Source organism: Salinicoccus halitifaciens (assembly GCF_021026095.1).
Lineage (GTDB): Bacteria > Bacillota > Bacilli > Staphylococcales > Salinicoccaceae > Lacicoccus > Lacicoccus halitifaciens.
The window spans coordinates 233,926-245,897 of sequence record NZ_JAJNCU010000002.1 but is presented as its reverse complement, the minus strand read 5'-3'; the positions used below and the strand labels follow the sequence as shown (position 1 = coordinate 245,897).

The window sequence follows — 11,972 nt, the reverse complement described above, 5'->3', positions numbered from 1 at the left end:
ATTTGACCTTCTGCTGACATAATTTTGCTAATCGATATGTGAACCTCCATTGATATCTAATTCTTCCCCTGTAATGTAGCCTGCTTCTTCTGAAGCAAGGAAAGCAATGGAGTATGCGATATCATCCACACTCCCTACCCGCTTCAAAGGAATACTTTTAATAATCTCTTTTTCTGCTTCTTCTGTAAGTAAGCCTCCCGTAATATTTGTTCCCCCCACCAATCCAGGGGCAACAGTATTACAAGTGATATTAAATTCCGCCATCTCTCTTGCGATGGCTTTAGTGAAGCCGGTTACGCCTGCTTTCGCTGCTGAGTAATGTGAGCCGCCAAAGATTCCACCCCCGCGCTTTCCAGAGACGGAACTTAAGTTGATGACTCTGCCGTATTTCTCTTCTTTCATCGATTTGAGAACTGCCTGAGTAACAAAGAAGAGGCCTTTCATATTAATATCGAATACAAGATCCCATTCATCTTCCGTAATATCCAGCACCCTTGTCGGTCTTGAAATCCCTGCGTTATTCACAAGAATGTCTATTTTACCGTGCTCATCTTTTAATTGCTTTACTGTTTCATTAACTTGCTTATAATCCGTCACGTCTATTGTAATACCGATTGCATTACCGCCATCCTTTTTTATTCCCTCAGCTACTTTTTTAGCACCTTCACCATTCACATCTGCAAGGATGACAGTAGCGCCGCGTTCACTCAGTTTAAGGGCTGTGGCTCTACCTATGCCTTTTTCTGATCCGCCCCCGGTGATTAAAGCCACTTTTCCTTCAAAGTCCATTGTTCCAACTCCCCGTTAAATTTCTTTTTTATATTTTACCTTTTACTTATTCAAAAATTCTTTAGCTACAGAAGCAATACCTTCCGCATCCAATTTATAATGTTTATATAAGTGATAAGGCTTACCAATTAAGGAGTTTTCATCATAGAAACCATGGCGTTTAAATTTACATGATACATTCGACTCCATCAGTACCTCTGCCACTGCACTACCAAGCCCGCCTTGGATATTATGTTCTTCTACTGTGAGGACAGCACCTGTTTCTTCAGCTGCATTCAACACTGCTTCAACATCCATAGGTTTGATTGTATGCATATCAATGACACGCGTTTCTATACCCGCCTCACTCAATTGATCAGCTGCTCTCAGTGCCTGAAGCACCTCAATTCCACATGCAATAATGGTCAAGTCCGAGCCGTCTCTAAGGATATTTGCTTTACCGATTTTATTTTGAACTTCCTTACTCTCAGTGTATACAGGCTCTTCCCTGCCACGGCTGACTCTGAAATAAATCGGTCCATCGTAAGTTCTTACAGATTCTTCAATCATTTCTGCCAAAGCCACACCATCCGCCGGCGAAATAACAGTCATGTTTGCCATCGCCCTTGTAATCGAAATGTCTTCAGTTGCGTGATGCGATGTGCCATAAAAACCCATTGCAATTCCTGTATGTGTACCTATCAACCTAACATTCAAATTCGGATAAGCGACAGCAGTTCTAATATTCTCTGCTGCAAGTACACCGAGAAAAGAAGCATAAGTTGAAACAAATGGAATTTTACCGGTGGAAGCGAGACCAGCCGCAGCTGTAACCATATTTTTTTCAGCCAAACCGAAGTTGAAAAAGCGCTCCGGGTACTCTTTAGCGAATGGCCATAAACCTGTTGGTTTACTCAGATCTGCACTCATTGCGACCACCTCAGGATACTCATCTGCAAGTGCAGCCAATGTCTTTCCGGATGTCAATTGTTTGGACATTTCCAGTCCTTTATATAATTCCCATGTATCTTTATGGAACGTATTCTGTGTAGTCATCTTATTGTCCTCCTTCAATTTCTTCTACAGCACGTTTAATGTCGTCTTCACCAAGGTTCGCTACATGCCACTCATAACCGTGCTCCATGAATGAAACACCTTTTCCTGCAATTGTGTCGGCGATTATCACTGTCGGGATATCCGAGTTCGCTTGTGGAAGATTATCGAAAGTTTCAATCAATTTCTCAATGTTATGGCCGTCAACTTCAATAACATTCCAGCCAAAACTTTCCCATTTTTCTTTTAATGGTTCAATATTCATCATTTCGTGTGTATGACCGTCGACTGTCACTTTATTATTATCGACAATTCCAATTAAGTTACCAAGCTTGAAATTTGCAGCGCTCATCGCTGCTTCCCATACCTGCCCTTCTTGCATTTCTCCGTCACCCATCAAAATGAAAGTTCTATAGTCTTCATTATCAAGACGTGCACCGAGTGACATCCCTACACCAACCGACAACCCATGGCCAATAGAGCCTGAACCGAAATCGATCCCTTTGATTTTATTCATATCTGGGTGGTCGCCGAATGGACTACCGAGGTCCGTGTAAGTATCTAATTCTTCTTTAGGGAAAAATCCAACATCTGCAAGTATAGGATAGACACCAACTGCTGAGTGCCCCTTGCCCATCACGAAACGGTCTCTACTCTTCCACCTATGATTTTCAGGGTCATAATTCATTACATGATAGTACAGGGTTGCAAAAATTTCCGAGCTCGAAAATGAAGATCCGTAATGTCCGCTTTTCGCTTTAGCAATCAATCTTATCGTTTCCAGACGAGACAGTTTAGCCTTTTCTTTAATTAGTTCTACTTTGTTCTTAATGTCTGTATTTACCTCAGTCATATTAATCCTCCTATTGGTTAATCGTTTAACTTATAACTGCATACTACTATGAAAACGTTTTACTTGTCAACAATAAAAATGAATATTTTTAAAATTCATTTTTATTTAATGAACTGAACATGTTGATAATAATGGATAAGTTGAATAAAATGACTGTAAGTTAAAGGACGTTAAATATTGGGATGAAGGGGAAAAAAGATGAAAGTGACGATGAAAGACATTGCCAGGGAAGCAGGAGTTTCAGTCGCAACCGTGTCACATGTTATAAATGACACAAAAAATATTACGGAAGTAAAGAAGAAGAAAGTACTTGAAATCATCGATAAATATAATTATGTTCCGAACTCTACTGCAAAAAACTTAAGAAGAAAATCTACGAAGACTGCAGCTTTGGTCGTTTCAAGTTCTACTGATTCTTTCGTCAATGAAATGATTTTTGGTGTTGAGAAAAAGGCACGTGAGATGGGATACAGTCTTCTTCTCGTCAATACAAATGAAGATGCAGTTTATGAAGAAAAAACTATAAAAATACTCCACTCAAAAATGGTCGATGGGATTATACTCTCTCCCACTTCCAATGATCTTGATTACTTAAATAAGTTTACCAAGTCGATGCCCATCGTCCTGGTCAACCGTTATAATGAGGTGGTCAAAAATGCTCCTCGTGTAACCGGGGATAACTACACGATTGGTTTTGATGCGACAGAACATCTTATAGAACATGGACATAACAACATTGGTCTCATATATTCAGTACCCAATGTCTCGACAACAGAGGAAAGAATTCGAGGTTACAAGGAAGCTTTGGAAAAATACAATTTAACTTATAAAAATAATTACCTGGAAATTGGTTATGGGACAGTGGATGGCGGTGGGAAAGCTGCTGAAGAACTTTTGAAACGACATAAAGAGATAACTGCTTTATTTATTCTTAATGATTTTATGACGGTAGGCGTAATTTCTAAATTAAGAGAACTCTCTATTACAATTCCGGACGATATTGCCTTAATTGGTTTCGGTGACTCACCCGCCTCGGCAATTATAGATCCACCAGTGACCAACATGATTTTACCTCCTCAAGAGATCGGAGAAAAAGCTTTTAAATTGCTTCTAAAAAAGATAAACAAAGAAAATGACATAGAGAATTTTGAGTTACCCGCATCGATGGTAGTTAGAAAATCGTGTGGGTGCCAGTAAATAATTTATTAATATTCATAAAAAAAGCTGGAGAATAAAAACTCTCCAGCCGTTTTTATATTATTCATCATCCAGATCGATGACGACGCTCTTCGATTTCGTATAGATCTCGATGCCCGGATAGCCCATCTCAGCACCCACCCCGCTCTGTTTGAAGCCGCCGAGCGGCACGTGGGAGTTGCTGTTCATGTAGCCGTTCACCCATACGGTGCCGGCATCCAATGCACTGATCACTTTATGCGCTTTGTTGATGTCCCTCGTATGCACGCCTGAGGACAGACCGTACTCAGTCAGGTTGCCGCGCTCGATGACTTCGTCCACATCATCGAACGGCATGATGCACAGCACCGGCCCGAAGATCTCCTCGGTCACCACACGGCAGTGCTCATCGACGTCGGCGATGATTGTCGGTTCGAAATAATATCCGCCTTTAAGGTTTTCATCTTCCGGCGCCTTGCCGCCGACGAGAATCCTCCCGCCTTCTTCTTCGGCAAGCTTCACATAACCGCTGACACGATCGAACTGTTCCTTCGAGACGAGCGGTCCCATCTCCGCTGCCGGATCGAACGGGTCCCCTACCTTCATGTTCTTTGCCAGCTCAACCAGCTGATCCGTCACTTCCTGATAGACGGAACGTTCCACATACACCCTTGTTCCTGCTGCACACACTTCGCCCTGGTTCATTGTAAAACCGAAGAACGCATGCTGCACCGCCTTTTCAAGGTTTGCATCCGCAAAGATGATATGCGGGGATTTTCCGCCGAGTTCAAGCGTCACTTTCTTCAATGTATCGGCGGATTTTCGAAGGATATGCTTACCGACCGATGTGGAACCCGTGAAGGCCACTTTATCGATATCCTTATGACTCGTGATATACTCACCCGTCGTGCTCCCGCCGCCGGTCACGATATTGACGACGCCTTCTGGAATGCCTGCTTTTTCAATCAGAGTCGCAAGATACAATGTGCTGAGAGATGTATTCTGCGACGGCTTCAGCACCGTCGTATTCCCTGCAGCAAGCGCAGGTGCCAGTTTCCACGCCACTCCGAGAAGCGGGAAGTTCCATGAAGTGATCTGTCCGCAGACACCGACCGGTTCCACCACGGTGTATGCGTGTTTATTACCGCCTGAAGTCAGCGACATCGTCTCGCCGTTCAGCTTCGTCGCCCAGCCGGCATAGTAGCGGATATGCTCCGCAGCACCGAGCACCCAGGCATGGCGGGATAAGCTTTCCACACTGCCGAAATCGATCGTCTCCAGGTATGTCAGTTCATCCTGATGCTCCTCCATCAGGTCTGCAAGCTTATGGAGCGCCCTTGCACGTTCGGCCGGTGAGAATTTCGACCACGGTCCCTTGAAGGCTTTTCTTGCCGCCCGGACCGCTTTGTCCACATCCTCTTCGCCCGCTTCATATATCGTCGTGATGACCTCGCCGTTTGCCGGATTGATCGTCTCGAATGTCTTTCCGGAAGCTCCTTCAACCCACTCACCGTCGATCAGCATCTTCTTTGGTCCGGATAGGAATGCTTTCGCTTTTTCAGGTACGGAATCCAATACTTTTGCCATTTTATTTCTCCCCTTTGTTTTTATTATCAGCTGTAGTCGGTGACGACATATGTGCCGGTCACTTTGTAGTCGCTCATGTCCTGGAATACATTCTCCACTTCGGATAGTTTGATGTGACCTGACACCATTTTGCTCGGGTTCAGCTTATCCAGCGCCACCTGATTCAAAAGTGGGCCGAACCTTGCAGCCGGGATGCCGAGTGTCGTAATAATCGATTTTTCATTGATGACCATTTCATCGATCGGTACGGCGATCGAACCGCCCTCCGCCTTCGTCGTCACACCGATCTGCAGGTGGCGCCCGCCTTTTTTCAGGCTCTTGATGCCGTTGATGCATGTTTCCTTGATGCCGAGCGCATCCACTGAAACGTCCGCACCGCCGTTGGTCAGCTCCTTGACCGCTTCAACCGCATCTTCTTTGCTGCTGTTGACGACATAATCCGCACCGAGTTTCTTCGCAAGCTCAAGGTTGCCTTCATTGATGTCGACACCGATGACAAATGCACCCATGGATGATGCAATCTGGATCGTCGACAGCCCGATGCCGCCGCAACCGTAGACGACGACTTTCTCACCAGGCAGTACATTCACCCGGTCCACCACGCCGTGGTATGCCGACATGAACCTGCAGCCGAGTGCCGCAGCATCCGCAAAGTCCAGGCTGTCCGGCAGATGGATCGCATTGCGGTCGCCGAGCGGCACCGCAACATATTCACCGTAGCCGCCCTGGTAGGCCGTCCCCGGCACAAGGAATGAATCACAGAGATGCGTATCACCCGACAGGCAATGCGGACATGTCCCCTCACTGCCCGAAAATGGTACGATCACACGGTCGCCGCGTTTGAAGTTCTTGATGTTCTCCCCCACTTCTTCAACGACACCTGCGAACTCATGCCCGATGATCTGCTGGACGATGTCATGGTCCCCCACCCATACATGCCAGTCACTGCGGCATACCCCGTTTGCCTTTGTTCTGATCAGGATGCCGTCCGCGTCGATTTCAGGCACCGGCATATCCTTTACAACCGCTTTTTCCGTACCTTCCAATACTAATGCTTTCATATTCATTTCTCCCCTTTGTTTGAATGAGATGACTGCATCGCAGTCATCTATATATCCACTTCCATGTTATAATATTCTAAATACTTATCATATGACCAATAACCCCCGGCCAGCATGATGAAAAAGGAGTAGTGACCATGCTTGAGACATCTACCTTTTCGGAACATATGGAAAAAATCAAAGAAGAGACGACACATGAAGGCAGATTGATTGCGACACTCGAAGTTTATCTGGAGTATTTCCCCGTTGATAATGCGCATCTTTTCAGATATTCACCGATCGGTTTTTTGGGCGAAGGCGTGATTGCGGCGGAAGGCGGCAGCATCCATTATATCCACGAGGAACGCTATGATATACGCACGCTGCCGGCACTGCTGACCGCCGTACAGAATAAGGCGGCAAATTTCTTCAGTGATAAAGAACTCATCAGAATGACACCGAGCAACCATATCGTCGGCAGCAAAGTGACGGGTTTCCTCATCACACCGATCCTGCAGCGTGGCAACGTCATCGGATTCATCTACAGCAACCAGTTCAAAAACCAGGAATTATTCGATGAAGAGCTGCTCGCCTCACTCACACTGTACGGCGAAAAAGTCGGTGAACTGATACAGGAGAACTATGCCCTGCAGAATGTATTGAGCAGACGGGAATTTGAAGTGATGCGGGATATCGCGGACGGCTATATAGTGAAGGAGATTTCAGAGCGGCGACATATCAGCGAATCCACGATCGAACAGTACATCAAAGCCGCAAGAAGGAAGCTCGGTGCGTCCAACAGGGCCCATGCCGTGGCTGTGATGTATAAGATGGGGATACTCTGATTTATATCAGAAATTGAAGAAGCACCCGGGATATCTCCCGGGTGCTTCTCTTTTAAGTTGGATTTATGATGATATTCAAAGGTGCACGCCGTTTACGATCTGTGCGTCCTTATAATTGCCTTCGAAAAAGTGCTTAACGTTCATGGCCGTTTCAACAGATGCTTCCCGCACTGCTTCTTCCGAGTAGAACGCAATGTGCGGGGTGAGGATAATATTGTCATGCTGCATGAAAGGATGCGTTTCAAGATCCGGGTCTTCGTCAGCGAGCACATCGGCTGCATAATACTGAAGCTTCCCCGACTCGATCCCTTTCACAATTGATGATTCATCGACGAGCCCGCCCCTTGCGGAGTTGATCAGCATAACGCCGTCTTTCATCTTCGCAATGCTCGAATCGTTGATGATCTTCTCGGTGTCTTTATTGACCGGGAGGTGGAGACTCAGTATATCCGATTGCGCGAGCACTTCTTCCAATGATGTGATCTCCACGCCATACTGCTCCTTTGCCTCCTCCTTGTCCACGAATGGATCGTAGGCGATGATCCTTACACCGAACGGCTTCAGCCTTTCGGCCACCAGCCTCGGGATATTGCCGAAGCCGAGGAGCCCGACCGTCTGCGTATCAAACCGGTGTATCCCCGGGAAAGCTTCGAAGTCCCATTTCTTATCTTCTTTCACAAGGCGGTGGAACGCGTGAATCCGGCTGTTCAGATTCAGCATCATGCCGACCGTGTAATCCGCGACTTCCTTGATGCAGTATTTGGAGATGTGCGAGACTGCGATACCCTTTGACCTCGCATAATCGACATCCGCATAATTGTAACCGATCGTGCCGAAGGCGATGAGCTTCAGATTCGGCAGTGCATCGATGACTCGTTTAGTGAATGGTTCGTATTCACATATCACCGCATCGGCATCTTTGCAGTTCTCGATCAGCTCTTCCTCGGTGGATGACGGCGCCTCTACGATCTCAATCATGTCCCCGAAAATCTCTCTTTCAATTTCAAGCGCACCGGGGAAATCATAGGTGCGTACGACTTTGATCACGATTTTTCCTCCCCTTGAAGTTTATCAGTAGATGATGTGTGCAATGATCGCAATGACCGGCATCGCAATGATTGTCCTCTCAATGAATATGAGCAGCAGCGTCCAGAAGTTCGCCGGCATCTTCGAAATGATGATCAGCGTCGCCATCTCGGTCAGATAAATGATCTGGACGAGTGATAAGGCTGCGATGAAGAAGCGTGTGATTTCCGCTTCGATGCCTGTTGCGAGCACAGCCGGTATGAACATGTCGATGAAACCGGTGATTGTCGCCGGTGCCGCGGCCTCGGCCTCAGGGATGCGCAGGAACTCAAGCACATAGACCATTGGCTGCGAAATGATGTTGAACACAGGTGTGAATTCGGCAATGATCAAAGCGATTGTACCGATCGCCATGACCTGAGGAATCAGGACGAATGAAATGTCGATGAAGACTTCATACCCCTGCTTCAGCTGCTGCTTGAAGGAGCCCGATTTAGCCGCACGGTTCACGCCCTGTTCAAGTGCCCATTTGAATACATTTTTGTTTTCAGGCACCGTTTCCGTGTAATGGTTCTCCACAGCGAAAGTGTCCGGTATTCTTGAAATCGGCGGAATCCTCGGGATGATGATTGCACAGATGATGCCGGTGATGACGATGGTCAGGTAAAGGATCGGAAACATATGATCGACTTCCAGCATGCGTGCGATCACCAGACAGAACGGCAGTGATACGGCCGAGAAGTTCGTCGCAATCGCGACCGCCTCCCTGCCCGTGTAGAAGCCGCGCCCGTACTGTTCACGGGTCAGGACGACACCGACGTTGACGTTGCCGATCCATGAAGCAAGCAGGTCGATTGCGGATCTCCCGGGCAGTGTGAACAGCGGTTTGATCACTTTCCTCAGCAGTGTCCCTGTGAATTCCATGATGCCGAAGTTGATCAGGTAAGGCATCAGGAATGATGCGACGAGGAACCACATGATCAGCGTCGTGAGCAGGCCGAGCATCGTACCGCCGGTCACATCGGAATACACCGCTTCGATCCCGGTCTGGAAGTAAGTCATCAGGATGGCGATCATCCCGACGATCCTCACGATCAGCCAAAGGAGATTCGTATTGAACAGCGCATTCAGCATCCTCGACGAGGTGATGAAATTTGGCTTGAAGAAATATGTAATCAGGGATAAAACAGTTGAAACTATGATGACGAGCGTGATGACGGTCGGCAGGAAATCAGCGAATAAATCGATGAAGAATTCAGTGATGACACCGAGCAGTATATTGAAGTTGCCGTCCGCATCAGTGATCGGCACCAGGAATATGAGTATGCCGAACAATGAAGGCAGCAGGAACCTCAGCAGACTTTTCGTGGTGATCCTGCTGTCTGCGGAATTTTTATCAGGTTCGTTCATAATGAAGACCTCCGTTCTCATGTGGGACATGATTTTATTCAATTTTATTAAAAATACTTAATAATTATACATTACTTATAATGGAGATGTAAAGAAGATTTTTAGCGGCAGCGAAATGCGGGCCGGCTTGTCAAGTTTTTACAGGTGCGTTAACATGGATAGGTATGAAGTTTACCGGGTGTAATTTTATCTTCGTATACATTGTAAGCGGTGTCAATCATTATTTTCACCCCGGATCATTTCATATCATCAAGTCCAACCTTTCAGGAGAGTGTAAAATGAAGAACACCTTAAGAATCGCCGGCGTCTACATCGGAGCCATCATCGGGGCCGGCTATGCTTCGGGACAGGAAGTCCTCCAATTCTTTACAAGCTCGGGATGGATCGGCACCATCGGTGCAGTCATCACGATGATCCTCTACCCCCTGCTTGGATATTATCTGATAGTGCTCGGGGATAAATTGAAAGCGACCTCCCATAAGCGGGCACTCTATCATATTACGGGCAGGTACATCGGCCCGGTCATAGATATTCTGATTGTATTCTTTTTATTCGGCGTCGCGGTCGTGATGGTCGCAGGGGCGGGCTCACTCGTCTCGCAGCAGTTCGGGATCCCGGCAATCATTGGCAACATTGTTTTGACGCTGCTTGTAATGCTCGTGATGACGCTCGGCCTTAACAGGATCGTCACGGTCATCAGCTGGATCACACCGTTCGCATTCCTGCTCGTCATCATCATCGCAATCTACTCTGTCACAACGAGCAGTACGGACTTTGCGACGCTTGAAAGCGTTGCGACACAGCAGCTCGCCGCTTCACCAAACTGGTTTTTGAGTGCGCTGCTCCATGTATCGTTCAACATCGTCATCGCTTTCGGTATCATGATGATGATCGGAGCGAATGAAAAGGATAAAGTCTCCGCCAAACGCGGTGCAGTCCTCGGCGGCATCGTCCTCGGACTCATCGCGCTGATCATCAACCTTGCGGTATATGCGAATATCGATATCCTGCAGTATGCAGACATGCCGATGCTGCTGCTTGCAGACCAGTTCCACCCGCTGCTCGGCACACTGATGAGCATCGCCCTGTTCGGGATGATACTGAGCACGGCGGTCCCGTGCCTCTACACCGTCGGCGCACGCTTCATCCAGGCAGATACTAGGAACTTCAAGATCGGCGTCGTCATCTTAAGCATCGCCGCGTTCTCACTCAGCTTCGTCGGATTCACCCAGCTGGTGAACACCGTGTATCCGCTGCAGGGTTATGTAGGATTTGTACTCCTTGCTGGACTCCTGGTCAATGTCATCAGGACGAGGGGACGGGCCGGGGAAGTTGCGGAGCAGAGATGAAAGTTTATCTTCCATTATGTAATGCTTAAAAGAGGATGTACGGTCCATGGACCGTACATCCTCTTTTTCTACATACAAAATTATTTGCTGTTCAATCTTTAGTTTACATCTGTTGTATCAGGCCGCCGTCTGCAATAAATTCCGTCCCCGTTGAATAACTTGATTCATCAGAAGCAAGATATAATACGAGATTGGTGATTTCTATCGGTTCGGCGATTCGCTTCATCGGTATCATCTGAGCCATAGCCTGCACCAGTTCCTTGACGTCTTCCTGCTCTGTCATAGGTGTACGTATCGTTCCTGGATGTACTGAATTCACTCTGATGTTATGGGGAGCGAACTCGACCGCAGCCGCTTTGGTCAGCCCTCTGACAGCAAACTTTGAGGCTATATATGCACTGTTGTTTGCACTGCCTACAATGCCGGCAATTGAGGAAATATTGACGATGGAACCGCTCTCTGCTTTCTTCATGGATTCTAAAACATGTTTCATCCCCAGAAAAACCCCATCTTGGTTGATAGCTGTCGTCTTCCTGAAATCTTCCAGTGAGGTTTCCTCAATTGACTTCGATACAACGATGCCCGCGTTATTGACTAAAATATTTATCGGCCCGAAATGCTTTTCAGTCTCTTCGACCAGCCTTGTCCAACTTTCTTCATCCGTAACATCCAGTTCGATAAATTTAGCTTGATCCCCTAATTCTTCAGCTGTGTCCTTACCTTTCGACACACCTAAATCCGCAATGATGACTTTCGCCCCTTCTTCAACAAAAACCTTGGCATGGATTTTCCCCATGCCTCCGGCACCACCTGTGATTACAGCAACTTTACCATCCAATCTTCCCATTATAAAATCCCCCTTGTT

The 11,972-nt window shown here is 47.0% G+C and carries 11 protein-coding genes; 3 read left to right on the top strand and 8 right to left on the bottom strand.

Translation table 11 applies throughout. The features are described 5' to 3' along the window. Positions 1–27: 27 nt before the first annotated feature. From LPW40_RS05860 to LPW40_RS05850, 3 genes are read right to left on the bottom strand one after another with little or no spacing between them, the layout of a single operon-like run. Complete coding sequence (locus LPW40_RS05860; protein ID WP_230821296.1) at positions 28–789, bottom strand: SDR family NAD(P)-dependent oxidoreductase; 762 nt, start codon at positions 787–789, stop codon at positions 28–30. Between the two features lie 42 nt (positions 790–831). After that, a complete protein-coding gene (locus LPW40_RS05855) occupies positions 832–1,824 on the bottom strand; it encodes a transketolase family protein (RefSeq protein WP_230821295.1) in 993 nt (330 codons plus the stop codon). Between the two features lies 1 nt (position 1,825). Continuing rightward, positions 1,826–2,674, bottom strand: coding sequence for a transketolase (locus LPW40_RS05850; protein ID WP_230821294.1), 849 nt, complete (start codon positions 2,672–2,674; stop codon positions 1,826–1,828). A 198-nt stretch (positions 2,675–2,872) separates the two neighbouring features. Between LPW40_RS05850 and LPW40_RS05845 the strand changes: the two genes are divergently transcribed. After that, on the top strand, positions 2,873–3,871 hold the full coding sequence (locus tag LPW40_RS05845) for a LacI family DNA-binding transcriptional regulator (RefSeq protein WP_230821293.1): 999 nt from the start codon (positions 2,873–2,875) through the stop codon (positions 3,869–3,871). 60 nt (positions 3,872–3,931) lie between these two features. Here LPW40_RS05845 and LPW40_RS05840 read toward each other — a convergent pair whose 3' ends face one another. Continuing rightward, positions 3,932–5,437: an aldehyde dehydrogenase family protein gene (locus LPW40_RS05840; protein ID WP_230821292.1), complete on the bottom strand. Its 1,506-nt coding sequence runs from the start codon at positions 5,435–5,437 to the stop codon at positions 3,932–3,934. A gap of 26 nt (positions 5,438–5,463) precedes the next feature. Further along, the gene (locus LPW40_RS05835) at positions 5,464–6,498 is read right to left on the bottom strand and encodes a zinc-binding dehydrogenase (RefSeq protein ID WP_230821291.1); all 1,035 of its coding nucleotides are present in this window, start codon (positions 6,496–6,498) and stop codon (positions 5,464–5,466) included. Positions 6,499–6,635: 137 nt separating this feature from the next. Here LPW40_RS05835 and LPW40_RS05830 point away from each other — a divergent pair, with 137 nt between their 5' ends. Continuing rightward, entirely contained in the window at positions 6,636–7,322 is a 687-nt protein-coding gene (locus tag LPW40_RS05830; protein WP_230821290.1) for a response regulator transcription factor, read from the top strand. A 75-nt stretch (positions 7,323–7,397) separates the two neighbouring features. Here LPW40_RS05830 and LPW40_RS05825 read toward each other — a convergent pair whose 3' ends face one another. Next, positions 7,398–8,369 (bottom strand): C-terminal binding protein, encoded by a 972-nt coding sequence (locus LPW40_RS05825; RefSeq protein ID WP_230821289.1) that lies wholly within the window; start codon positions 8,367–8,369, stop codon positions 7,398–7,400. 24 nt (positions 8,370–8,393) lie between these two features. Then, positions 8,394–9,758, bottom strand: a complete 1,365-nt coding sequence (locus LPW40_RS05820) for a YjiH family protein (protein WP_230821288.1) — start codon at positions 9,756–9,758, stop codon at positions 8,394–8,396. Between the two features lie 278 nt (positions 9,759–10,036). Between LPW40_RS05820 and LPW40_RS05815 the strand changes: the two genes are divergently transcribed. Further along, positions 10,037–11,107 carry a YkvI family membrane protein gene (locus LPW40_RS05815; protein WP_230821287.1) on the top strand — a complete coding sequence of 357 codons (1,071 nt, stop codon included), beginning with the start codon at positions 10,037–10,039 and terminating at the stop codon, positions 11,105–11,107. A 103-nt stretch (positions 11,108–11,210) separates the two neighbouring features. On the opposite strand, the gene LPW40_RS05810 is transcribed toward LPW40_RS05815, so the two are convergent. Then, positions 11,211–11,954 (bottom strand): SDR family NAD(P)-dependent oxidoreductase, encoded by a 744-nt coding sequence (locus LPW40_RS05810; protein ID WP_230821286.1) that lies wholly within the window; start codon positions 11,952–11,954, stop codon positions 11,211–11,213. Positions 11,955–11,972 lie beyond the last annotated feature (18 nt).